Annotated in this window: 21 protein-coding genes; 16 read left to right on the forward strand and 5 right to left on the reverse strand. The window is 74.8% G+C overall.

What is annotated here, in order from left to right; genetic code table 11:
- Positions 1–30 precede the first annotated feature (30 nt).
- A complete protein-coding gene (locus tag ACFC0B_RS11280) occupies positions 31–966 on the reverse strand; it encodes an EamA family transporter (RefSeq protein WP_376084845.1) in 936 nt (311 codons plus the stop codon).
- A 99-nt stretch (positions 967–1,065) separates the two neighbouring features.
- Here ACFC0B_RS11280 and ACFC0B_RS11285 point away from each other — a divergent pair, with 99 nt between their 5' ends.
- Positions 1,066–1,572 (forward strand): MarR family winged helix-turn-helix transcriptional regulator, encoded by a 507-nt coding sequence (locus tag ACFC0B_RS11285; protein ID WP_376084847.1) that lies wholly within the window; start codon positions 1,066–1,068, stop codon positions 1,570–1,572.
- Positions 1,573–1,600: 28 nt separating this feature from the next.
- Here ACFC0B_RS11285 and ACFC0B_RS11290 read toward each other — a convergent pair whose 3' ends face one another.
- A complete protein-coding gene (locus ACFC0B_RS11290; protein ID WP_376084848.1) occupies positions 1,601–2,464 on the reverse strand; it encodes a methyltransferase domain-containing protein in 864 nt (287 codons plus the stop codon).
- Positions 2,465–2,492: 28 nt separating this feature from the next.
- On the opposite strand from ACFC0B_RS11290, the gene ACFC0B_RS11295 reads away from it, so the two are divergent.
- The 3 genes from ACFC0B_RS11295 (at position 2,493) to ACFC0B_RS11305 (ending at position 5,787) form a co-directional block, all read left to right on the forward strand.
- Positions 2,493–4,076 (forward strand): PLP-dependent aminotransferase family protein, encoded by a 1,584-nt coding sequence (locus ACFC0B_RS11295; protein WP_376084850.1) that lies wholly within the window; start codon positions 2,493–2,495, stop codon positions 4,074–4,076.
- A 388-nt stretch (positions 4,077–4,464) separates the two neighbouring features.
- Positions 4,465–5,484 carry a glycoside hydrolase family 3 N-terminal domain-containing protein gene (locus ACFC0B_RS11300; protein ID WP_376084852.1) on the forward strand — a complete coding sequence of 340 codons (1,020 nt, stop codon included), beginning with the start codon at positions 4,465–4,467 and terminating at the stop codon, positions 5,482–5,484.
- Positions 5,485–5,598: 114 nt separating this feature from the next.
- Positions 5,599–5,787, forward strand: a complete 189-nt coding sequence (locus ACFC0B_RS11305) for a hypothetical protein (RefSeq protein WP_376084854.1) — start codon at positions 5,599–5,601, stop codon at positions 5,785–5,787.
- 45 nt (positions 5,788–5,832) lie between these two features.
- On the opposite strand, the gene ACFC0B_RS11310 is transcribed toward ACFC0B_RS11305, so the two are convergent.
- The gene (locus ACFC0B_RS11310; RefSeq protein WP_376084856.1) at positions 5,833–6,210 is read right to left on the reverse strand and encodes a nuclear transport factor 2 family protein; all 378 of its coding nucleotides are present in this window, start codon (positions 6,208–6,210) and stop codon (positions 5,833–5,835) included.
- A gap of 179 nt (positions 6,211–6,389) precedes the next feature.
- On the opposite strand from ACFC0B_RS11310, the gene ACFC0B_RS11315 reads away from it, so the two are divergent.
- The 5 genes from ACFC0B_RS11315 (at position 6,390) to ACFC0B_RS11335 (ending at position 12,790) form a co-directional block, all read left to right on the forward strand.
- Positions 6,390–10,364: an ATP-binding protein gene (locus ACFC0B_RS11315; RefSeq protein ID WP_376084858.1), complete on the forward strand. Its 3,975-nt coding sequence runs from the start codon at positions 6,390–6,392 to the stop codon at positions 10,362–10,364.
- A 155-nt stretch (positions 10,365–10,519) separates the two neighbouring features.
- On the forward strand, positions 10,520–11,347 hold the full coding sequence (locus tag ACFC0B_RS11320; RefSeq protein WP_376084860.1) for a nucleotidyltransferase domain-containing protein: 828 nt from the start codon (positions 10,520–10,522) through the stop codon (positions 11,345–11,347).
- Positions 11,348–11,535: 188 nt separating this feature from the next.
- On the forward strand, positions 11,536–11,997 hold the full coding sequence (locus ACFC0B_RS11325; RefSeq protein WP_376084862.1) for a hypothetical protein: 462 nt from the start codon (positions 11,536–11,538) through the stop codon (positions 11,995–11,997).
- Positions 11,998–12,241: 244 nt separating this feature from the next.
- On the forward strand, positions 12,242–12,598 hold the full coding sequence (locus tag ACFC0B_RS11330; protein WP_376084864.1) for an ArsR/SmtB family transcription factor: 357 nt from the start codon (positions 12,242–12,244) through the stop codon (positions 12,596–12,598).
- Positions 12,599–12,628: 30 nt separating this feature from the next.
- The gene (locus tag ACFC0B_RS11335; RefSeq protein ID WP_376084866.1) at positions 12,629–12,790 is read left to right on the forward strand and encodes a DUF6126 family protein; all 162 of its coding nucleotides are present in this window, start codon (positions 12,629–12,631) and stop codon (positions 12,788–12,790) included.
- A gap of 79 nt (positions 12,791–12,869) precedes the next feature.
- Here the strand turns inward: ACFC0B_RS11335 and ACFC0B_RS11340 are convergent, their stop codons facing one another.
- Positions 12,870–16,007, reverse strand: a complete 3,138-nt coding sequence (locus ACFC0B_RS11340; protein WP_376084868.1) for a cytochrome P450 — start codon at positions 16,005–16,007, stop codon at positions 12,870–12,872.
- A gap of 449 nt (positions 16,008–16,456) precedes the next feature.
- Between ACFC0B_RS11340 and ACFC0B_RS11345 the strand changes: the two genes are divergently transcribed.
- The 4 genes from ACFC0B_RS11345 to galE all read left to right on the forward strand — a co-directional run bounded on the left by ACFC0B_RS11345 (position 16,457) and on the right by galE (position 20,112).
- The gene (locus ACFC0B_RS11345; protein WP_376084870.1) at positions 16,457–17,236 is read left to right on the forward strand and encodes a sigma 54 modulation/S30EA ribosomal C-terminal domain-containing protein; all 780 of its coding nucleotides are present in this window, start codon (positions 16,457–16,459) and stop codon (positions 17,234–17,236) included.
- Positions 17,237–17,341: 105 nt separating this feature from the next.
- The gene (locus ACFC0B_RS11350; protein ID WP_376084872.1) at positions 17,342–17,809 is read left to right on the forward strand and encodes a hypothetical protein; all 468 of its coding nucleotides are present in this window, start codon (positions 17,342–17,344) and stop codon (positions 17,807–17,809) included.
- A gap of 890 nt (positions 17,810–18,699) precedes the next feature.
- Positions 18,700–18,945, forward strand: a complete 246-nt coding sequence (locus ACFC0B_RS11355) for a hypothetical protein (RefSeq protein ID WP_376084874.1) — start codon at positions 18,700–18,702, stop codon at positions 18,943–18,945.
- A gap of 147 nt (positions 18,946–19,092) precedes the next feature.
- Complete coding sequence (gene galE / locus ACFC0B_RS11360; protein ID WP_376084876.1) at positions 19,093–20,112, forward strand: UDP-glucose 4-epimerase GalE; 1,020 nt, start codon at positions 19,093–19,095, stop codon at positions 20,110–20,112.
- Positions 20,113–20,158: 46 nt separating this feature from the next.
- Here the strand turns inward: galE and ACFC0B_RS11365 are convergent, their stop codons facing one another.
- Entirely contained in the window at positions 20,159–20,353 is a 195-nt protein-coding gene (locus ACFC0B_RS11365; RefSeq protein WP_376084878.1) for an antitoxin, read from the reverse strand.
- Positions 20,354–20,529: 176 nt separating this feature from the next.
- Here ACFC0B_RS11365 and ACFC0B_RS11370 point away from each other — a divergent pair, with 176 nt between their 5' ends.
- From ACFC0B_RS11370 to ACFC0B_RS11380, 3 genes are all read left to right on the forward strand, one after another.
- Complete coding sequence (locus tag ACFC0B_RS11370) at positions 20,530–21,234, forward strand: DUF6542 domain-containing protein (RefSeq protein ID WP_376084880.1); 705 nt, start codon at positions 20,530–20,532, stop codon at positions 21,232–21,234.
- Positions 21,227–22,804 carry an LCP family protein gene (locus tag ACFC0B_RS11375; RefSeq protein ID WP_376084882.1) on the forward strand — a complete coding sequence of 526 codons (1,578 nt, stop codon included), beginning with the start codon at positions 21,227–21,229 and terminating at the stop codon, positions 22,802–22,804. Before ACFC0B_RS11370 ends, ACFC0B_RS11375 begins: the two co-directional genes overlap by 8 nt.
- 156 nt (positions 22,805–22,960) lie before the next feature.
- Entirely contained in the window at positions 22,961–23,437 is a 477-nt protein-coding gene (locus ACFC0B_RS11380) for a ricin-type beta-trefoil lectin domain protein (protein WP_376084884.1), read from the forward strand.
- The last annotated feature ends 55 nt before the right edge of the window (positions 23,438–23,492 follow it).

Below are 23,492 nucleotides of genomic sequence, written 5' to 3' on the forward strand. Positions count from 1 at the left end.
GGAAGAGAGGAGGTGTCCGGGGCCGGACGGTCAGGCGGACTGGCGGGATCGGGTGTCGACGCGCTCGGAGGGGGCGGCGGTGGGTGAGCCGGCGACGACCTTCGACGGGGTGTGCGGGCGCTGGATCTGCGCGGCGACGAGCGAGCCGAGCACGATCAGCGCTCCGAGCGCCTGGACGGGCGCGAGGTCCTGGCCGAGGACGAGCCAGCCGAGGGCGGTGGCGACCACGGGGCTGAGCAGGCCGAGGAAGGTGACCGAGGTGGGCGGCAGGGCGCGGATGCCGCGGAACCAGAGCGCGTAGGCGACGGCCGCGCCGATCAGGCTCAGATAGCCGTAGCCGAGCAGGTTGGCGCCGGTGAGGTGGGACGGCGGCGGTCCCTCGACCAGCAGGGCGACCGGGAGGAGGAGCAGCCCGCCCGCGGTGAGCTGCCAGCCGGTGGTGGCGAGCAGCGGGGCCGGAGAGGTCCAGCGCTTGGAGAGGACGACGCCGGTGGCCATCACCACGGCGCCGCCGAGCGCGGCCAGGATGCCGAGGGCGTCCAACTGGGCGTTGGCGCGCAGGACGAGCAGGCTGACGCCGGCCACGCCGGCGATGCCGGAGAGGAGGGTGCGCAGGGAGAGGCGGTCGCCGAGGAGCACGGCCGAGAGGCCGGCGGCGATCAGCGGCTGGACGGCGCCGACGGTGGCGGCGACCCCGCCGGGCAGGCGGTAGGCGGCGACGAAGAGGAGGGCGAAGAAGGCGCCGATGTTCAGGGCGCCGAGGACGAGTGAGCGCCACCACCAACTGCCCTTCGGCAGGCGGCGGGTGAGGGCGACGAGCAACAGCCCGGCGGGCAGGGCGCGGAGCACCCCGGCGAGCAGCGGGCGCCCGGGCGGCAGCAGCTCGGTGGTGACGAGGTAGGTGGAGCCCCAGATGGCGGGGGCGAGGGCGGTGAGCAGCACGATGGCGAGTCGATTCCTTAGCACTAAGCCAATGTATCTCAGCGCTAAGGGATCTGGACAGGGGGTGAGGGGTGGTCCGCTGTGAGGTATCTCACCGCTAAGGCATCGTTTAGGGTGGAGGGCATGGCAGAGCAGACGGATCATGTGGACCGGGTGGTGCGGCAGTGGGGCGCGGAGCGACCCGACCTCGATGTCTCCCCGATGGAGGTGCTCGGCCGCCTCAAGCGGCTGAGCCGCTTGGTCGACGCCGAGCTGAAGGAGACCTTCGCCCGGCACGACCTCGACTTCGCCTCCTTCGACGTGCTCGCCACCCTGCGGCGCAGCGGCCCGCCGTACCGGCTCACCCCGACCGGCCTGATGCGGTCCGCGATGGTCACCTCCGGGGCGATCAGCCAGCGCCTCGACCGGCTGGAGGCCCGCGGCCTGGTCACCCGCACCCCGAGCGGCGCCGACGGCCGCAGCCGCGACGTCGCGCTCACCGACGAGGGGTACGCCCTGATGGACCGCGCCCTGCCCGACCACCTCGCCACCGAGCGCCGCATCCTGGCCGGGCTGGACGAGACGCAGACCGCCGCCTTCATCGACGCCCTGCGCGTCGTGCTCACCACCCTCGGCGACAACCCCGAGTGACCATACGTCACGCCTCGCCGCCGACCCGTCAGGGCTTGACCGCGACCGCCTTGGAGAAGGTGTAGCGGAACGTCCCGCCCGGCTCCGCCGCGCGCCGCAGCTCGGCGATGCCCCGGTCGAACGCCTCGGCCGTGGCGAGGCCGGCGGCGACCGCCTCGGCCCGCACCGCCTCGACCATCGCGACGAAGGTGCGCCGGGTGAACGCCTCGGCCAGCGCGGGCCGGGCACCGTCGGCGGACATCGTGCGCAGGTCCACCGCGACATCCCGGAAACCGGCCCCGGTGAGCAGCGGGTGCAGCCGCGGCCCGATCAGGGCGTCCCCGCCGCGGTCCGCCTGGAGCCGGACCAGGTGGTCGACGACCCGCTGGGCGGCGTCGCCGTGCGGGTGGAAGCGTACCGAGCCGTGGTCGCCCTCGATCACGGTGATGGTGCCGCCGGGGCGCAGCACCCGGCGCAGCGCGGCCAGCGCCGCCGCCGGGTCGGCGAGGTGCTCCAGGACGAAGCAGACGAAGAGGTGGTCGAAGGAGTCGTCGGGGAAGGGCAGCCGGTGCAGGTCGCCGTGGTGCCAGCGGACCCGGGCGTCGGGCACCTGCCGCGCGACCCGGGCCCGGGCCTGGGCGATCGAGTCCGCCGAGATGTCGGCGGCGGTCAGCAGCACACCGGGGCTGCCGGCCAGCAGGTGCACCGTCTGTGCGCCGACGCCGCACCCGGCCTCCAGGACCCGGCTGCCCGGCGGGTAGGCGGTGCCGGAGTGGAGGAGGTCGGCCAGGGTGTCGGCCTGGTCGCCGAGACGGCGGGCCTCGGTGGCGGAGTAGCCGTGGACGTACCCGGGGTCGGTGCCGGAGACGGGCACGGAACGGTGGGCGGCGGGCTGCGGGGTGCTCGTGGTCATGCCCTCACCCTCTCGGCACAATGGACCGGTGCACAGGTCCAATGAGCGGCAGGGTGACAGGTCCACAACTGCCGGCGCCGACTTCCTCCAGCTCGATCCCCGCGAGGCGCCGGCCGGCGGACTCGCGCACTGGCTGGCCCGGCGGCTCCGGCAGGCCATCGCCGACGGCCGGCTGCCGGTCGGCAGCCGCCTGCCTGCCACCCGGCTGCTCGCCGCCGACCTTCGGGTCTCCCGCGGCGTGGTCACCGACGCCTACTCCCGGCTCGCCGAGGAGGGCCGCATCGCGGGCCGGGGCAGGGGCGGCACCGTCGTGGTCGACCCGTTCGCCCAGCCCCCGGCGGTCCTGCCCCCGGCGGCCCCGTCCCCGGCGCCGTCCTACGCCCGGCCCCCCGTACCCGCCCGGCCGCGGACAGCCCGGCCCGCGCCCGACCCGGCCCCGCCGGGACCGCCCGCCTCACCGTTCGGCGAGGCACCCGTCCCGGCCAGCTTCGACGCCCTGCGCACCGCCCCCGCCCGGATCGACCTGTCGCCCGGCGTCCCCGACCTCGCCGCCTTCCCCCGCACCGCCTGGCTGCGCGCCGAACGCGCCGTCCTCCACGGCCTCGCCGCCCACGACTTCGGCTACGGCGACCCGCGCGGCACCCCCGCGCTGCGCCGCGCCGTCGCGGACTGGCTCGGCCGCAACCGGGGCATCCGCGCCGACCCCGAGGACGTGCTCGTCGTGGCCGGGGCCGCCCAGGCACTCGCCCTGGCCGGCGAGGTGCTCCGCGCCGCAGGCCTCGACGTGGTCGCCGTCGAGGACCCCGGCTCGCTCGGCACCCGCCAGCACCTCGGCCACCGGATCACCGCCACCCCGCCCGTCCCGGTCGACGCCGAGGGCATCCGGGTCGACGCGCTGCGCGCCACCGGCGCCCGCGCCGTCCTGCTCACCCCCGCCCACCAGTTCCCCACCGGCGTGGTGCTCGGCGGCGCCCGGCGCCGCGAACTGCTCCAGTGGGCGGCCGACGGCGGGCTCGTCATCGAGGACGACTACGACGCCGAGCACCGCTACGACCGCCCGCCAGTGCCCGCGCTGCGCGGTGTCCTGCCCGAGCAGGTGCTCTACCTCGGCAGCGTCTCCAAGCTCCTCGCCCCGGCCCTGCGCACCGGCTGGATGCTCGCCCCCGCCCGCTACCGGGACCTCCTGGTCGACGCCAAACGGCTCAACGACCTCGGCAACGCCGTGCTGCCGCAACTCGTCCTCGCCCGGCTGATGGACTCCGGCGCGCTGGAACGCCACCTGCGGCTCCTGCGCCCGCGCCACCGGCGCCGCCGCGACGCGATGACCGCCGCCGTCGGCACCCACCTGCCCGGCGCCGTCGTGCACGGCGCGGCGGCCGGACTGCACCTCATGGTCACCTTCCCCGGCGGCCTGACCTGCACGGACACCGAAATCGCCGCGGCGGCGCTCGCGCACGGCGTCAAGGTGCAGCCGCTGTCCTGGCACGCCCGGCTGCCGCACCCGCCCGGGCTGGTCCTCGGCTACGCGGCCGGCGCGCCCGGCGAGATCGAGGAGGGCGTCGCCGTCCTCGGACGGCTGCTCCGGGAGGCGGGAGGGCCGCTCCCGGGGTGAGGCTGCTGGTGTCGCCCCGCGACCGCGCGGGGCGCCCGTCGACCTCACCACGCCCGTCGACTCCACCGCGCCCGCCCCGTCGTCCCGGCCCGGCGGCACCGGGAACACCCGGGGCGGACCCGGGCGAACCAGGGCGCGGGCCGTTCCTCGGGCCGCTCCCGGGACCGCCCGGACCCGACCGACCCAGGGAGACCGGATGCCGATGCCCCGCCGAACGATCCGTGTCGCACTCCTCGCCCTGCTGCTGTCCGCCCTGGCCCCGTCCGCCCCGCTCGGGCTTCCCGGCGGCCCCGGCGGCGCCGCCTCGCCGCCGCACCTCGCCGAGCGGCCCACCGGACCCGCGGCGACGGCCCCGACACCCCCCACTCCCACGGAGAGGACGCCCCCCGTGCCCGTCACCGATTCGCTCCAGCTCGCCGGCCGCCGGGTCGTCTACTCCTACTCCGGGCCCACCCCGCCGCCCGACCTGCTCGCCACCATCCGCGCGGGCCGCGCCGCCGGCGTCATCTTCTTCAAGGAGAACGCCCCCTCGGTTCCCCAGCTCCGGGCGGCGGTGGCCCAGCTGCAGCAGGCCGCCGCCGAGGCCCCGTCCGGTGCGCCGCTCCTGCTGATGACCGACCAGGAGGGCGGCAGGATCCGTCGGCTGCCCGGCGCCCCGGAGCTCTCCGCCAAGCAGATCGGCCTGGCCCCCGACCCGGCCGGCGAGGCCGCCCGCTCCGGCGCGGGAGCGGCCGGCACCCTGAGCGGGGCGGGTCTGAACCTCAACCTCGCACCCGTGCTCGACGTCTTCGACACGCCCGACAACTTCATCGACCACTTCGAGCGCTCGTTCAGTTCGAAGCCGGAGGTGGTGGCCGAGTTGGGCTCCGCCTTCCTCGTCGCCCAGCAGAAGCTCGGCGTGGCCGCGACGGCCAAGCACTTCCCCGGTCTCGGTGCCGCGCCCCGCGGGCAGAACACCGACGAGGGCGCCGTCGTCCTCCCCGTCCCGCTCGCCGAACTCCGGGCCCGCGGCGAGGAGCCGTACCGCGCGGCCATCGCCGCCGGGGTCCGGCTGGTGATGGCCTCCTGGGCGGTCTACCCGGCCCTGGACGCCTACCACCCGGCCGGCCTCTCCCGCGCCATCGTCCACGGCGAGCTGCGCGAGCGCCTCGGCTTCCGCGGCGTCACCGTCACCGACGCCCTCGAAGCCACCGCCCTGGCCGCGTTCGGCGAGGCCGGCGACCGGGCCGTGGCCGCCGCCGAGGCCGGCATGGACCTCGTGCTCTGCTCCGCCCGCGACGTCGGCCAGGGTGACGCCGCCGTCGCGGCCCTCGCGACCGCCCTCGACAGCGGCCGACTCGACACCGCCGGGTTCACCGAGGCCGTCCACCGCGTCGATGCCCTCCGCAGCTCCCTGCCGGCGCCCTGACGATCTCCGGATAACCCCCGCCCGACCGGGGTGCGGCCCCCAGCGCGCGCCGGCCCTGCGAGGACGATCATCGTTCTCGACCCCGCAGAACCAGCGAGTCGAGGAGCGACCGCCGTGCCGTCCACCACCCTTCCCGCCACCCTTCCCAGCACCCGGCGCAGCAACCCGCCCGCCACCCGCCGGACCTCGCGCACCTGGCGCCTGGGCCGCCCTGCCCGCCTCGGCCGGGACCGCCGCTCCGCCGCCCTCCTGGCCCACCTCCGCCGGGCCGGCGTCCCGCGCACCCTGACCGCCCACCGCTAGGGTCCGTTGTCGAACCGACCGCTGGAGGTGCGGTGGCCGAGCGACTCAGGAGGCGGACGGCTCGATCTCCCCCGCGAAGACGATGACCTGGTCGATGAGGTTCCGCCGCAGATGGACGACGTCCGTTCCCGCCAGGCGGGGGCCTCCGTCCGGCGTGGTGAACACCCACCGGTACCGGGCCCACTCGTCAGGCATGTCGACCTCCGAGCAGCGCGCCATCGTGCCGGTCCCCGCCGGGTGGCGCCGGATGTCCAGCACGAACCGCTCGACCGCCGCGATTCCTTCGCTGCGGCCCAACGGCCCCCAGAAGACCACGTCCGAGGTCAGGGCCTGGGCGAGCAGGGCCGTCACATAGCTGTCGTCCGAGGCGTTGAACGCGGAGATGAACGTGTCGATCGCGGAGCTTGCCGTCTCTTCCTGCATGCTCCAGTCATACCAGCCGTTGCGCGCGCACTCGTCCCGCGAGCCGCATTCCGATCACGGTGGACCGTCCCGGTCACAGCACTGGCCCCACGTCAGGGGCGGCGCACCGGGCCCAGGTCGCGGGCGGGGCCGGGTCAGTAGGCTGGCGCCCTTGGTGACGGCGAGGATCAGGGTGGGGCATGGGGACGGACACCGGCGCGGACGCGGCCGGCAGCACCTGGAACAGCGTCGCCGGGGACGCGCGGGTCGGCCTGCTGGTCCAGGGAGGCCACGTCACCGTCCACAGCTACGGAGACCGAAGGGACTCCGGCACCGCCCCCACCCGGCCCGCCGACCCCTGGGTGCGGGCGGTCCTGGCGTCGAGGGTGTGGGACCACGTCCCCGACGACCGCGCCCCGCACCGGAACAGGCCCGAGGTCGCCGAGGCCGCGCGGCGGCTGGCGGCCCTGCGGGACGAGGCGGCGGCGGCCCTGGCCGACGACCCCTGGTACGACCCGGGATTCGCGGAGCGCTTCCTGGAGCGCGTCGAGTGGCTCCTCGGCGACGAGCCGCTGGACCTCCACCCGGCGGAGGCGGGCCTCTTCCTCCTCCTGCCGTTGATCGACCAGGTCCACCGCCTGCGGCTGTCGGCCCGGCTGGCCGCCGTCGGCCCCGACCGCCTCGCGCCCCGGCACGGCGAGGACGGGCGCGGCGAGGACGACCCCGAACGCGCCGACTACGAGCGGCACCTGGCCGAGCAGGACCTGCTGGCCGGCCGGGCCCGCCGCCGCCCCGAGGCCGAACGCCCCATCGGATGGTGGCTGTTCCACCGCTGGACCACCGGCCGCGGCGAACTCGTCGAGCCCGCCCTGGTCACGCACCTCGCCGAGAGCGGCGAGGGACTCGCCGACGCGTTGCGCCACGAGCGGGTCGCCCGGCTGGTGCACGGCCTGCGGCGCGGCCCCGGCGTCTGCAACCGCGAGTACCTCGACACCCTGGCCGTCGACGACGCGCTGCGCGGCCCCGGCCGCCAACGCGTCCGGGAACAGCGGCTGGCCCTGCTGCTCGCCCTCGCCCACGGGCTGGCGATCGACCCCACCGGCCTGCCCGACATCATCGTCGACCACGTCGGCATCCCGGATCCGGTCGACCCCGCCGAGCTGCGCGCCACCGTCGCCGGGGCGGTCTGGGGCGACCTGCGCCACCTGCCCGTCCTGCGCGCCGAATGCCGGCACGAGGCGGTGGTCGAGGCCCTGCGCGAGTACACGGACCGGGTGGACGACCTCCTGCACGCCGTCCGCCGCACCATCGCCCGCAGCATCACCGTCCCGATGCCCGCCCTGCCCGAACGGCTCTCCGCCGACGACCTGCGGCTGGCCGACTCGGCCGTGGTCGGCTCCGCCCGCTTCCGGCTGGGGGAGCGCCGGGTGCGCGAGCTGCTGATGGGCGACCAGCTGTACAAGGACCGCGACCTGGCGGTCCGAGAGCTGTACCAGAACGCCCTCGACGCCTGCCGCTACCGCCGCGCCCGCACCGAGTACCTGGAGCGGACGGGCGTCCCCGTGCACCCCTTCGAGGGCGTGATCGTCCTCGACCAGGGCGTCGACGAGGACGGCCGCGCCTACCTGGAGTGCCGCGACAACGGCATCGGCATGGGCGAGGCCGAACTGGCGGGCGTCTTCTCGCACGCCGGGGAGCGCTTCGCCGAACAGCCCGAGTTCCTGCTGGAGCGCACCGCGTGGGAGCAGCTCGACCCGCCGGTGAGGCTGTACCCCAACAGCCGTTTCGGGATCGGTGTGTTCAGCTACTTCATGCTGGCCGACGAGATCCGCGTCACCAGCTGCCGGATGGACCGCGGCGGCCTGCCCGGCCCCGTCGTCGAGGCGGCGATCTGCGGCCCCGGCCACCTCTTCCGGATCGTGGAGACGGCGAAGCGGGGGACGGCGCCGGGCACGACCGTCCGGCTGTACCTGCGGGAGGGCCTGGGCGACGGCCGCGTCTGGTCGAGCGTCGACGTGCTGCAACGCCTGCTCGGCATCGCGGAGTTCGGGACGACGGCCGTGCACGGGGAGCGGAGCGTGGTGTGGGAGCCCGGGGTGCTGCGGGCGAGGGTGCAGGCAGACGGAGGGCGCGCGGGCCTTCACGCCGGGGGGTGGCTCCGGGACTGGTCGGATGCTCCGGAGGGCACCAGGGTGATCTGGTGCCAGACCGGTGGCGCCCTCTTGGTGGACGGCCTCGTCGTGCGACCGGGTGTTCGGCGCGGTGTGCTGAGCAGTGAGGGCAGCGGTCTGTGCGGCGCGGTGGTGAACCTCAGCGGATCGTACGCGCCGGCGCAGCTCTCCATCGACCGGTCGGAGATCCTCAGCGACGCATCCGCGGACGTGGAGCGACTCCTGACGGCGGCGGTGGCGAGCCTCGGATGGGACCGCGGGGAACTGGCATGGATTCACGAGGGACCAGACGGCTGGGACTGGGTGCGAAACGTGGCCGAGGACGCCCCTTGTGTGGCGGACGTCGTTGTGGCGCAGGCCGCCGCTCTCGGCTGGTCCTTCGAGATCCTGGGCTTCCCGTATGACGTGGCGCGGACCGGATTCTTCCCTGCGGACGACTACGTGGTGGGCCGTCACTTCGGCATGCGGATTTTTCCCGGAGAGTACCGGGATTGGTGGGACCGCCGCTTCGGTGAGCCGAGTGACGTCCCTGACCACATCCTGATCTGGCGTGTCCTGGCGCTCGGCCCGAGTCAGCTCAAGACCCAGTTGGCAGCCCTGGTGCCGGAGCTGGCCGTCGCTGCCCCGGGGGTGGCGGCTTTGCCCACGGACTACCTCCTGCTGTCCCGCAGGCACCGGGACAACTACTTCTGGCGTAGCCCCCGCGAGTGGCCGTCCTTCCTCATCGAGGTGGCCGATCTGACCGGCCGGTCGCCTCGTGAGATCGCAGACCGGGCGGTGCGGCTGGGGTGTGTCTCGATGGATCCCCAGGGGTTCGTGGAGTCCGACCACGGCTCCGGGGTCATCAGGGCCCTGCTGACGGATCGACCCGTGTGGCGGCGGCATGATCCCGTCGTCCGGCTCGACGACCTGTTGGTCCTGCATGACCGGACAGGTATAGATCCCCGGCAAGCTGTGGACAGTCTCCGGGGCCTGGGCCTGGAGGTCGCGGTCCCCGAACTGCCGCCGGGTTTCCCCACCCCGGGTGACCTCGCACTGCTACGGACGTTCGACGGCGACTACCTCGATGCCACGGAGGCCGTCCGGCTCGGTCATCTGCTCGCGGCGGCGGAGGCCTCGGGATTGCCGCCGGCGGAGGTGCGGGATCGCCTGGAGTCCTGGGGGCTGACGGTGGAGAGCCGGGAGGTGCCCGCCTTCGTTGAAGTCGGGAGCAGCGATCTTCTCCTCGACCGGAGCACGGTGCTCGAGGGCTGGCTCAGCAGTCAGACTCCGGTCCCCTTCCTCCACCTTGTTGCGGTGTGTGAGGAATACGGCTGGACCTACGGGCAGGCCGCCGCCTGGTACGGCGGCCTGGGTTTCACCGTGGCACCGATCCCTTCCCGGATGACACTGGGGGAACTGTCCATCCTGGCGGGGGAGCCTGCTGCCGATGCGCTCACCGCGGGAACGCCTCCGAGCTACGACCTGATCCTCGACCGGGAGTTCGCGGAGGACGGCTCCCTTTCGGTCCTCGTGGAGCGGCTGGAGGACCTGGGGCTCCCGATCGGCCTGCAGATCCCGCGGCGCTTCGACGCGTTGGACCAGGTACTGCTCCCGTCGGGTCGTCCGGAGGGCGGATCGGCGACGAGCTGGTGGCGGGGCCGGGCCGTGGACGAGACGGTGCCCTTCGCCGTGGTCGTGCTGGTGGCGCGGGACCTGGGACACGAGCCGAAGGAGGTCGCGGAGCGGCTGGCCTCGTACGGCGTCCGGTTGAGCGCGCCTGATCTGCCCGAAGGGCTTGGCTTCCCGGACGCGGTGCGTCTGCTGGTGGCGGACGGCCTCAAGGAGGACCTGCCGGCCGCGCCGGACGAAGGGACGGGCCTCTACCAGCTCATCCGCATCGCCCGCCGCACCGGCTTCCCGCTCGCGCAGGTCGCCGACTGGCTCCGCGCGATGGGTGCCAAGGTGCCCGATCCGGCCACCGCGATCAGGGCCGCGCTGGCGCGGGTACCGAGGGACGGATGACACGGGTGGGGTGGAGGAGGACGGCGAGGGTGGCGCGGGGGTGGCGCACAAGGGGTGAGGGTGGCGCGAAGAGGGTGCACGGGGCGCCAACACGCGCCGATCCTTAGCGGAAACGAGCGGACACGGAGGGTCATCCGGGTGGCAGGCTTTCCGCCGTGACTGTGCACCCTCTCGTACACGAGATCGCCGACGCCTACCTGGCCCTGGTCGACGCCGCCGCGCCCGGGCTGGTCGAGGGCCTGTACGTGGTCGGTTCGACGGCCCTGGACGACTTCCACCCGGCACGGAGCGACATCGACTTCGTGGCCGTGACCGCGGACCCGGTGACGGCGGAGCAACTCGTGGGGCTGGACCGCGTGCACGCCCGGCTCGCGGTCCGCTATCCGCGCCCCGCGTTCGACGGCCCCTACCTCACCTGGCACGAGCTGGCGGGCTCGCCGGCCCAGGCGCCGCCGGGGCCGCAGGTGTTCGGCGGGACGGTCCGGCCCCGGGTGAGGGCCGACCGCACGCCGGTGCTCTGGCACACGCTGGCGCGGCACGGCGTCACGCTCTGCGGGCCGCGGGCCCAGGAGCTGATGATCGACACGGATCCGGCGGAGCTGGCCGGCTGGACGGTCGGCAATCTGGAGTCGTACTGGCGCCCGTGGTGGCGGCGCTCGTCGCGGTTGGCGTCGCGGCCGGGGCTGGCCTGTCTGAACGGTGCGGGGCCGGCCTGGGGAGTGCTCGGGGTGAGCCGGCTGCACTACACGCTGGCCACCGGGCGGATCGCCTCCAAGCGTGGGGCCGGCGAGTACGCCCGGGCGGTGTTCGACGAGCGGTGGCACCGGATCGTGGACGAGTGCCTGCGGATCCGTGACGGCGGGCGGCGGCGCTCCCTCTACCCGAACCCGTTCGTCCGGCGGGCGGACGCGCTCGCGTTCATGGACATGGCGATCGAGAGCGGGCGGCTGCTGGGGGCGGAGCGGTTGTCGCTCGGGGAATAGCCGAGGCCGGCGGGCCGCGATCGCGCCATCCAAGGCAAGTTTCCAGTCCGATCATCAACTGTTCGAATATTCGTCCTTCTCGGCATTCGATTCAGCTGCCAGAGTTTCGTCATGCCACATGTGACATGTCACATGTGGCACTGGTGATGTCCATGGGAACGAAGAGACGACAGAGAAGGAGTGGGACCATGCGGATGAACCGACTCGCCCTGACCGCGGCCGGGATCGCCGGAGCGGCGGCTCTGCTGGCCGTGCCGGCCCAGGCGAACGCGGCGCAGACCACGACCACCGGCACCACCGTGACCTGCGGCGCCTCCGGCCTGCAGGCGGGCCTGTCCACCCGGGTGTGCGCCGAGGTGACCGGCGACAGCGTCCAGCTGTACGGCCAGATCAGCCTGGCCGGTCCGCCGAGCCCGGGCACCCCGTGGCCGCAGACCGTCGAACTGCTCACCGGCCTCTCCGGCAACGTGGTCGGCGGCTCGTCGCTCGGCTCGGTCAGCGGCCGGACCCTGTTCACCGCCAGCACCGTGCAGGTGCCCGGGGTCGGCGGGACCGTGCCGTGCGGCTCCACCGTGCACGGCAGCTTCAGCGTCGCGACCTTCCCGTGGGGCCCGGTTCCGGTGACCGTCGACGTCGTGGTGCCCTGTTGATGACGCGGTCCCGGTAGTCCGACGGGGCGGCGGGCCCGGGGTGCGAGTCGCCCCGGGCCCGTCCCGTTCTCCCGTGTGGGGCGGAGCCCCGTGCGGGCCGCTCCGACCGTGACGACTTGAAGAAATCTTCATCTGCAAGGATGATGCTTCCCGCCGAACAGGTCGACCCAGAGCCATCCAGAGCCATCCAGACCCATCCAGGGTCATCCAGAGCCATCCAGCGACGTACGGGGAGAGACGGACGATGCCGGTCCCGCTGTACCAGGCGAAGGCGGAGTTCTTCCGCACGCTCGGGCACCCGGTGCGCATCCGCGTGCTGGAACTGCTCCAGGACGGGCCGCGACCGGTGCGCGAGCTGCTCGCCGCGATCGAGATCGAACCCTCGAACCTCTCCCAGCAGCTCGCGGTGCTGCGCCGCACCCAGCTGGTCACGGCGACCCGCGAGGGCAACACCGTCGTCTACGCGCTGAGCACGCCGGACGTCGCCGAGTTGCTGCGGGCCGCGCGGCGGATCCTGACCGAGCTGATCGCCGACCAGGGCGCGCTGCTGACCGAGCTGCGGGCACCGGGGGCCGGTGCCACGCCCACGGGCAACCGATGACCGGCCCGTCGACCGAAGGAGCGCCCGGCCATGGGTGAGAACACCGGCAAGCGCCCGCAGGAGGCCGAGGCCACGCGGGAGGAGAAGACGCGGCGCAAGGCCATGCTGATCCGGGCGGGCATCTACATCTTCGCCACGCACCTGTTCGCGGGGTTCGTACTGCTGCTGTTCGCCATCGGCGACCGCAAGTGACCTCCTCACCGGCGGTCCCGGCCGGGGAGCGGCCGGGACCGGTTCGCCGCGGCGCGGGGGCCGCGGCCGCAGTCCGGGATCAGCGCGGGGCGTCCTCCGCGGTGTAGCGCCGGCTGGTGCTGGTCCAGGCCTCGACGCCCTCCACCAGTTCCCGGGTGCCGTCGAGGTACCAGCGGCCCGCCGGGTGCCGGAGCAGCAGGCTGTGGCGCAGGGTCTCGCTCTCCGCCGTCAGCCGGGCGATCCTGGCGCCGACCGCCCGGGCGGCCCGGCTGCGGGTGCAGCCGCGGATCCGCTGCAGGGTGAGGACGGTGTTGAACGCCGCGACGTTCTGGCGTTCCTCGCGGTCCGCCGAGTAGAGGTCGTTGATCAGTGTCGCCGCGTCGGCGGTGTTCGCGCGCAGGCGGTGCAGGGCCGGGTCGGCGTGCAGACCGGCCGGTGCCTCGCCGCCGTGGACGTGCTCCAGTATGTCCATGAACGGGTAGAGGCAGCTGGCGTGGCGCCGCAGCCGCACGGTCTCGGCGAGGTCGGGCTGCGTGCGGGCGGCCCGGTGGGCGGTCTCCGCGAGGAAGGTCTCCAGACAGGAGTGCCACTCGGCGGCGGCGCGCCGCCGCCAGCCCGGCGGCATGGGGGCCGTCTGGCGCTGCCACAGCTCCCGCCAGGCGTCCAGCAGGTGGGGTTGGGGCGTGCCCGGGGGAACGGGCCGGCCGGCCAGGACGGCGAGCAGCGGTCCGACGATGGCGCGGGCCTCGGCGGGGTCGCGGCCGGGCGGGCCGTCGAAGCGGTCGTCGAGGATGGTGAACCAGCCGAGGATGTCGATCAGCAGGTCCAGTTCGGTGCCGCGGGCGCGCGGGTACGAGTGGCCGATCAGCTCGGGCAGCGCGTACGTGTGGTAGCGGGCGAGGTCCTCCGGGGCGAGCAGACCGTGGGCGAGGGCCCAGTCGCCGTGCCGGGCCGCCGCGGTGAGCAACTCGCTGGGAGCGCGCGGTTCGTCCTGCGGGCGCAGGACGCCGGGCGCGCGCCGGGGGGCGGGGGGAGCGGCCGCGGAGGGCAGGGCTTCGGGGTGGACCGGCGACGCGGGCCGGGGGAGGGCCGTGATCGGCCGGACGGTGGTGAGCGGTTCGAGGGTGGTGACCGGCACGACCGTGGTGAGCGGCCCCAGATAGGTGGCCGGGCGTACGGCGCGGTCCGCGTCGACGGTGATGCTCCGGCTGGTGCTGGTGCCGGTGCCGGTCCGGGGCACGCCGGTGGTTGAGGCGGTGCGGCCGGCCGTACGGGCGGCGGTCCGCGGCGCGGTCGTGTGCGGGTGTTCGGTGGCGGTGGACCGCCGGTTGGTGAGGGAGGCCTGGGCGGGAAGCACGGCCGACCGGCGCGGCCCCGCCGGGCCGACCGGGGCGGCCGCTGCGGCGGGACCGGTGGGACCAGTGGGACCTGAGGAACCCGAAGGACCACCGGAACCCGTGGGCCCCGTGGATGCTGCGGGACCCGGGTGTCCGGCGGCACCCGCCGGACACACCTCGCCCGGCTGCGCGCCTCGTGAGCCGCGCGGACCGTGCGGATCGCGTGGATCCCGCGGATCGGAATCGGACTGCCGCGGGCCGATGATCGGAACGCACTGGGCAGGTGCGTCGTCGTGCCCCGCCGACGGCGTGCGGCGCGGACCGGCGGCGTGCGGGGCGCGGCCGCCGCGCGGTGTGAGCCGCACGCGCAGGCCCTGTGCCTGGACCGTCGTCCACACCACCTCGCGGGCGCGGGAGCCGGGGACGGCTGTCGGGCGCCAGCGGCGCAGGATGGCGGCGGCCGCCACGGTCAGCTCGGCCCAGGCGAAGGCCTCGCCGATGCACTTGTGCTTGCCCGCGCCGAACGGCAGGAACGCCTGCCGGGCGGCGCCCCCGCCCGCCGGGCCCCGTGCCCGGTCGGCGCCGTGCCAGCGGCCGGGGAGGAAGCGGAGCGGCTCGGGGTACAGCACCGGGTCGCGGTGGATCGCGGTGAGGCTGTAGAGCAGCTCGGTACCGGCCGGGATGCGGTACGGGCCCAGCTCGACCGGGACCTGCGCGGTGCGCATCAGGAAGGCGTTCGGCGCGTGCAGGCGGACGACCTCCTGGGTGACCGCGCGGGTGTAGCCGAGACGGGCGAGGGCCTCCGGGGTGGGCACGGTGCCCGCCGGGAGGTGCTCGTCCAGTTCGGCCAGGACGCGCGCCTCGATCCCGGGGTGCCGGACCAGTTCGTCGATCAGCCAGGTGAGCGTGGTGGAGACGGTCTCGGTGCCGGCGCCGAACATGGTGATCGCCTCGGACCGGACGTCCGCCTCGGTGAGCGGCCGTCCGGTGGCGGGGTCCACGGCGCCGCGCAGCAGCGCGGGCAGGGTGGTGCCGCGCCGGCCGGTGCCGGTCACCGGGCATCCGCCGCCCGGGCCGGTATCGGCCGGGCCCTCGAAGGCGCCGCCGAACGCTCCCTCGAACGCGCCGCCGAAGGCGCCGCCGAACGGGTCGTCGAACGCGCTGCCGGGCGCGGTGCCGTTGACCGCCTGGTCGACGACCTGGTTGAGCACCCGGACCGCCGCGTCGAAGCGGCGGTTGACCGGCAGCGGCAGCCGGGCGAAGGCCCGGTGCGGGTAGAGCGACTGGACGATCTGGCCCTTCACCATGTCGGGCAGGGCCCGGTGGAAGGCGAGGGTGGCGTCCTCGCTCAGCCGGGCGTCGAACAGCGCGCGGGTGACGATCTCCAGGGCGAGGTGGTTCATCTCCTTGGCCACGTCGAGGACCTGGCCCGGGCGCCAGCGCCGGGTCCGCTCCTCGGTGACCCGGTGCATGACGGCGACGTACTCGGCCATCCGGTCCGCGCCGAAGGCGGGCTGGATGGTCCGGCGGCGGTCGCGGTGGGCGCGGCCCTCGGACATCAGCAGGCCGTCGCCGAAGGCGGTCTTGAGGGTGTCCTGGACGGCGCCCCGCGGGCAGTCGTGGGCGAGTGCGACCAGCAGGGTGTGGACCAGTCCGGCGTCGGTGACCACGCAGACCGTGCGCGGTCCGAGCCGGATCCGGACCACCGCGCCGTGCTGGGCGAGCGAGCCGAGGAAGCCGAGCGGGTCGCGCAGCAGGGCGGGGGCGTGGCCGAGGCCGGGGACGGCGCCGGGGGCGAGCGGGGGGACGGCCGGGCGGCGCTCCGCCAAGGGGGTTCTGGGCGGCGCGGACGGTCTGCGGGTCTCGTTCGTCAGGATCATGACATCACCTCTCACCAGATGGACCGGGGGGACGGACCGGTGGGACGGTCCGGGGTGACCGGCCGGGTGTCGGACCGGTCGACCGGCCCGGCGCTGCGGTACCACCGGAGCCGCCGCCGCGACAGCCGGGATCCGGAGGTCTGTCGACGCAGGCCCCCGCGCGCGCCACGGACAGAGGGCGCACGCCATGGGAAACGCGCCGGTCCCGCGAGCGTTGCGCCGTACCCGGATGGATCACTCCATCGGTGGAGTGTCCTCAAGGTCTGCCCGGCGTGTCCCGATGAGGGCGCTCCGGCGGACGCGGTCCGCGGAGCCGGTCGCGCCTCCCCGCGGGAGTGCCGGCGCGGATTCCCGTCGGGGCCGTCCTGCCTGGCCGGCAGGGCCTTTCGGCCCTCGGCGGAACGGTGTGCACGGGTCCAGCATGGTGCAGAACCAAGGAGGACCCTCTGATGACCAGTCTGCGGCACCGGCCCGCCCTCGACGTTCGCGTGGAGATCCGGGGCGAACTGCCCCGGGAGGACGCCGAGTACGCCCGGACCCGGTCGCTGGCGCTGATCACGGACCTCGGGCCGGACGCCCATGCCGCCCGGCTGCGGCTCACCCGGCCGCGCGACCGGTCGGTCGCCAGGCCCGCCGTCGCCCAGGCCTCGGTGGACCTGGAGGGCGCCGGCCGGGTGCGGGTGGAACTGGCCACGGTGTCGGTGCGCGAGGCGGTCGACCTGGCGCTCGGCACGCTCGCCGGGCGCGCCGCCCGGTTGCGCGAGCTGGGCGACATAGGGCTCGCCTCGGCGTTCGAGAGTTCCTACCGGCCGCAGTACGCGGCACGTCCGCTCGCCGAACGGCGGATCGTCCGCCGCAAGTCCGTTCGGCCGGCCCACCGCACGCCCGAGCAGGCGGTCCGCGAGATGCTGGCGCTGGACTACCGGTTCCACTTCTTCTCGGACGCGCTGACCGGCCAGGACAGCCTGGTCCACCGCAGGCCGGGCAACGGCGGTTTCCGACTGGTCCGGGCGCACTCCGCGGTCCGGCTCGGCGGGGCGGGGCTGCCGCTCACCGAGAGCCCGCACCCGGCGCCCCGGCTGGAGCCGGCCGAGGCCGCCCGCCAACTCTGGCTCACGTGCTGGCCGTTCGTCTTCCACACCGATCCCGGTGACGGGCGCGGCCGGGTGCTCTACCGCCGCTACGACGGCCACTATGGCTTGATCACGCCGATAGCGGGGGCCCACTGACGGGCAGGTAATGATCGGCACGGGCTGACCGGTACACGACCGACAACGGACGAGCGCACCCTCACGCTCTGGACGGGAACTGGGACCATGGACTGCGAAGAAGTCATGCTGACCGTCAGAATCACGGCTGCCGAGCGGGCCCTGCTGCGCGAACTCGCGCGCGGCCACGGCACCGACGTGTCGGACGTGGTCGTGGACGGTCTCCTGGACGTCATCCCGGGCCTGCACGTCCTGCCCGTGCGACCGGTCCTGTCCGCCGTGCCCGCCGTGCCCGCGGTGCCCGCCGTGCCGGGGGATCCGGGGACGGCGCGGCTGCTGCGGGTGCTGGCCCGGCCCGCCCCGTGCGCGGTGACCCTCTGGCTGCCCGCGCCGGTCGCCGACCTGCTGCCGCTGGTCGGCGAGCGGATCGCCGCCGTCAGCGGGCTGCGGATCGGCCCGGCGAGCGCGGCCCTGGCCGCCGCCTTGCGGTTCTGGCTGACCGGGGACCCGCAGCGGCTCGCCACGGGCCTCGCCGGCCTGCACCGGCACGGCGCCCCCCGCCTCGCCGTCCAGCGGCTCGACGTCGCGGCCTGAACGCACCTCGGGGCGCACCCCGGAGCGCGCCCCGAACGGTGGCACGGCGAACGGTGGAACCCCGGACGCGCGGGGCGCACGAGGCGCACGGGGTGCGTGGGGCGGGCCGGGCGTGGCGGCTGGCGCTTCCCCCGACCGTCCGGATCCGGCCGCTCGGCGTGCGCCGGGGTCGGGAGGCGGCTGGGCGCGCGAGGGCGCACGGGGAGGCGTGCCGAGGGTGGTCGGGCGCCCGTGACGCTTCGTCGGTCCGCGGTCCGGTGCGGGCCGGACGGACACCCGCCCGGTGGTCGACGGACCGTCGGGCCGGGCGGGGCCGGAGCGGTTCCTGGGGGTCAAGTGGCATGTCCTGGACGGGAATTTAGCTGGTCAGAGCTCTGGTCACGACCTGCGCGCAGGTCTAGCATTCCGGTCACGGCAATCGGTGTCCGGCCCCCCGGACGACCGATGCGGTGGCCGCCACCACCCCCTGCCGGGGAGCGTACACCCCCCGAGTACGCTCCCCGGCGCCGCTGTGTGCCCGCTGCCCGCCTTCCCGCGCCCGTTCCCGGCGCTGCCGCGGTTCGTCCGCCCCGCGCTCGGTAGCTGCATCACCCGGTGCGCGCCCCCGCCGCCGTGAACGCGCGCCCCCGCCGAGGCCTGCGCGCCCGCTGCGCGCCCGCTGTGCGCCGCCGATCCGCGGCCGAGCCGCTGCGCGAAGGTCGCAAGGGGTTTCTGTTATCCCCTCCGTCCGCTCCGGTCTCCGGGATGCCGGAAGGTCAGGACACCGCCCCGGGCGGCGTCCCGACCGCCCTACGAGGAGAAGGGGACGTCCGATGGGCCACCGGAGTGCGGAGCTCCGCCGCCGACCGCGCGGAGGGCGTCGGTGCGCGGGCGGGAGAAGGGCGCTGGCCGTGGTCGCGGTCGCGATCGCGGCCGGACTGCTCGCGGGCGCCCTGGGCCTCGGTGCGGTGCTGGAGTCGGCCGCCCGGCACGAGACCGCCCCCACCGCGGCGGCCGCGACCCCGAAGGCCGAGGCGGCGACGGAGGCCTCCGACGCTTTCGACGCCGCCGCCTGGGCCGCCGTCGGTACGGCCGCCGTGGCCGTCGCCCTGGTCGCCGTCGGCCTCCGGCTGCGCCGCCGCGCCCGCCGTTCCTGAACGGTCGCGCCGCACCTGACCTGCACCCGATCCGCCCCCGGCGCTGCGGCGGGCCGGCCCGCCGGGGAACCGCCGGGTGCGAACCGACCGTCCCCCACCCCGACGGGCGCCACCGGGCGCCCGCCCGAGGGAAAGGAGCGTCCGATCATGCGGAAGGTACTGATCACCGGCGGAGCGGGCTACATCGGAAGCACCGTGGCGTCGGCCCTGCTGGACGCGGGCATCACTCCGGTCGTCCTCGACGACCTCTCCAAGGGCCGGCCCGAGTTCGTCGAGGGCCGGGTGTTCTACCGGGGGGACATCGCGGACCCGGAGCTGGTCGACCGGATCTTCGCTGAGCATCCCGACATCGACGCGACCGTGCACTGCGCCGCCCGGATCGTCGTCCCCGAGTCGGTCTCCCGACCGCTGTTCTACTACCGCGAGAACGTCGGCAAGACCGTGGAGCTGCTGGAGTCGCTCCAGCGCAACGGCTGTACCCGGGTGGTCTTCAGCAGCTCCGCCTCGATCTACCGGCCCACCCCGACCGGCCGCGTCGACGAGTCCTGCCCGGTCGAGGCGAACAGCCCGTACGCGCGCACCAAGCAGATGATGGAGCAGGTGCTCCAGGACTGGACGCACGGCGACGGAGCCGACCGGACGCGGGTCATCACGCTGCGGTACTTCAATCCGATCGGCGCCGACCCGCAGCTGCGCACCGGGCTGCAGGACCTCCAACCGACCCACGCGCTGGGTAAGTTGATCGAGGCGCACACCAACGGCGAGCCGTTCACCATCACCGGGGTCGGGTGGGAGACCCGGGACGGCTCGGGCATCCGCGACTACATCCACGTCCAGGACGTGGCCGAGGCCCATGTCGCCGCGCTGGTCCGGTTCGACGAGGTGGTCGGGCCCGGGGCCGCGGAGCGCTACCGCGTCGTCAACATCGGGACGGGTGACGGCACCACCGTCCGCGAGCTGGTCACCGCCTTCGAGCGGGTGGTCGGCGCGACGCTGGACGTCCGGGAGGCCGAGCCCCGGCCCGGCGACGTCCTCGGCTGCTACAGCGACGTGACGGCCGCGCGCGAGCTGCTCGGCTGGACGCCGCGCCGGACCATCGCCGAGGGGGTCGCGGACGCGCTCGCCTGGCGGTCGTGCTGGGCGGCCCGGCCGGCCGCCACCGCCTGATCGCCCCCGGTGCCCCGGGGCGTCCCGGGGCACCGCCGCGCGGGCGCTACTTGGACTCGTCGAGGCCGTTGATGAAGTCCTTGGCCTTGTCGGCGGCGGTGTCGATCTGGCCGCTGTACTTGCCGTCCGTCTTGTCGTCGATGACGTCGGCGACCTTGTCCAGGCCCTGGGTGATGGCGCCGCCGTGCTCGCGGGCGAGGTCGGTGGCCTTGTCGGCGAGGTTCTTGAGGTTCTCGAACATGATGGTCCTTCTGTTCGTCCGGCGCGGTTCGTGGCCATCCTAGCCGCCGCTGACCTGGCGGTTTCCGGGAGCGGGGGCTCGCCGGGATGACTTTGCGGGGGCGGGTTTGTATGCTCCTGGCTTGTTCTACAGCATTGTAGAAGTTAGCTGGCGGGTACCCGGAAGGGGTGTGGGGCATGGCCGGGCGACGAGCGAGAACCTCGGACCGGGAGGCGGCACCGCGTCCCGGCGCGGCGACCGTGCCGCCCCCGCGCCGCGCCGCCGACGGCCGGGCCGCCGACCGCCGCACGGCCGACCGTCGCGCCGGGGCCCGGCGGCGCGGCGGCTCGCTGCCGGTGCTGCTGGCCGCGGTGGGACTGCCGTCGGCCGGAGCGGTGGCCGGCGAACTGGCCGGGCCCGGCGGCGGACCGCTGTTCGCGGCCGGCGCCGTCCTCGGCACCGGCACCGCCGCGGCGCTCTGCGGACGCGCCGGGCGCTGGTGGGTCGTCATCGCCGCGCCGCCCGTCGTGCTGGCCGCCCGGGCCGGCGCCGCCTACCGCGCCGACCGCGACGACCTCCGGGGCAAGGCGCTCGCCTCGGCGGCGGTGCGCTGGGTGGTCGGCGCCTTCCCGGTGATGGCGGCGGCGGTGGCGGTCGCGCTGCTGGTCGTCCTCGGGCGGGTGCTCCTCGACCGGCGCGCCCGCCCGGACCGGCCCGCGGCCGACCGGCGCCGGACCGCTCGGACCGCTCGGACCGCTCGCACCGTCCGCACCGCTCGCACCGCGACCCGTGAGACGAAGGCCCCGGCCCCGACGCCGGCCTCGCCGACCGGCGCGACCCCGACGCCCGCCATCCCGCCGCCCGCCGCCCCGACCCCCGACCGGAGGAGCCACCGTGGCTGAGCCCCGTACCAGGCCGCTGACCGTCGCCGGCCGCGCCCTCGCCGGCACCGTCTCGGTGGCCGTCCTCGGCGCCAGCGGCTTCACCTGGTACGAGTACCGGCAGCTCGACAGCGGCATGGTCAAGTCGGCCGCCCTCACAGAGGCCCGGAAGAACGCGCCGCCGCACCTCGACAAGTCCGTCAACCTGCTGCTCATCGGCCTCGACAGCCGCAAGGACATGGACGGCAACGACCTCCCCAAGGAGTTCGTCGAGGAGGAGCTGCACGCCGGCTCCAGCGAGATCGGCGGCTACAACACCAACGCGCTGATCGTCCTGCACATACCGGCCAACGGCGGCAGGGTGACGGCGCTGTCCGTCCCGCGCGACGACTACGTGCAGACCGTCGGTGCGGACGGGAAGATGCACAAGATCAAAGAGGCGTACGGGATCGCCAAGGAGGCCGCCGAGGCGAAGCTGGGCGGCAAGGGGCTGTCCACGGCCGAGCTGGAGCGCCAGAGCCGCGAGGCCGGGCGGGCCGCGACGCTCCAGACCGTGCAGGCCTTCCTCGACATCCCCATCGACCACTTCGCGGAGGTGAACCTGATCGGCTTCTACGACATCGCCAAGGCCGTCGAGCCGATCCAGGTCTGCCTCAACAACCCGGTCGACGACCCGATCGTGGCCCGGACGGCGACCCACGAGGGCGGCGGCACCGGGCTCAAGCTCCCGGCGGGCGTCAGCTCGCTCGACGCCCGGCAGGCGCTGTCGTTCGTCCGCCAGCGCCACCACCTGAAGAACGGCGACCTGGACCGGACCCACCGGCAGCAGGCCTTCATCTCCTCGGTCGTGTACAAGCTCAAGCAGGAGGGCGTGGTCGGCGACCTGGGCCGGCTCCAGCGGCTGTTCGACGTGGTGAAGAAGGACGTGGTCATCGACGACCGCTGGAACGTGCTGGACTTCGCCCAGCAGGCGCCCAACCTGACCGGCGGCAACGTCGAGTTCAACACGCTGCCGATCACCGGGTTCAAGACGATCGGCGGCCAGGAGGTCAACACGGTCGACCCGGACCAGATCAAGCGCATCGTCAAGCAGCTGTTCGGGCACGAGCCCCCGCCGCCGGCCGCGCCCGACGCGCCCGCGCCGACCGGATCCGCGCCGACCGGGACCCCCTCCGCCGCGCCCGCCGCCACCCCGGCCAAGGCGCGCTCCGTCGTGGACGTCCGCGGCGCGAGCGCGGAGGCCGCGGCCGCGGAGTCGAAGGCGCTCGCCGAACTCGGCTTCCCGACGGGCAGGGTGACCGAGTCGGCGACCGCCGGGCGGGCCAAGGCGGCGACGGTCGTCTACGGCGCCGGCGCGAAGGCCGACGCGGAGCAGCTCGCGGCCCGCTACGGCGTCACGGCCACCGCCGCCACCGGCTCCGCCGCGGCCCCGGCCGGCCACGTCGTCGTCACCCTCGCCGCCACCCGGACACCCGTCCCGTCGGCCACGGCCGCCACGGCCGCCACGGGGACGCCCGCCGACGAGCCGACGCCCGACCTCCCGATGCAGGGCCCGGCGGTCAAGGCCGGCGGCATCCCCTGTGTGGACTGACCGGGCGTTGCCGTACGGATGAATGCGGGGCACCGTTCCTTCGGTTCGAGAACGATCGGTGCTACCAATGTCCTTGCGCTCGGGCCCGGGCGGACGAAGCCCCTCATGGCCGTGTGCGGATGCGCACGGCCCCGCACTGAGAACGGAATCCGCTCCATGGCACTCGCCCTCCGCAAGACGCTCGCCGTTGCCACGCTCGCGCTGACGGCCTCCTTCCTCCCCGCCGCCGAGGTGGGCATGGCCTCCGCACACGCGGCCCAGCGCACCCCCGGCCTCTACTGTCTCGCCAACGCCTGGGGGACGCCGAACGTCTCGACCAAGGCGTGCGACACCAACGACAACGGCCAGCACTGGACCCTCTCGGGCGAGCAGATCTCCCTCAGCAACGCGCGGGCGTACTGTTTCGCCAACGCCTGGGGGACCCCGGACGTCTCGACCAAGCCGTGCGACACCACCGACCGGGGCCAGTACTGGACCGTGTCCGGCCAGACGATCAGCCTCACCTTCGCCCCGGCCTACTGCCTCGCCAACGCCTGGGGCACCCCGAACATCTCCACCAAGCCGTGCGACGCCAGTGACCCCGGTCAGCACTGGGTGGTCTTCAACGACCAGATCAGCCTGGCGCTCGTCTGACGATCCGGCGCCGGGCCCGGGTGGGCGGAAGCCGCCCCGGGCCCGGCGCCCTGCC

The sequence above is a fragment of the Kitasatospora sp. NPDC056184 genome, from assembly GCF_042268405.1.
Taxonomy (GTDB): Bacteria; Actinomycetota; Actinomycetes; order Streptomycetales; family Streptomycetaceae; genus Kitasatospora.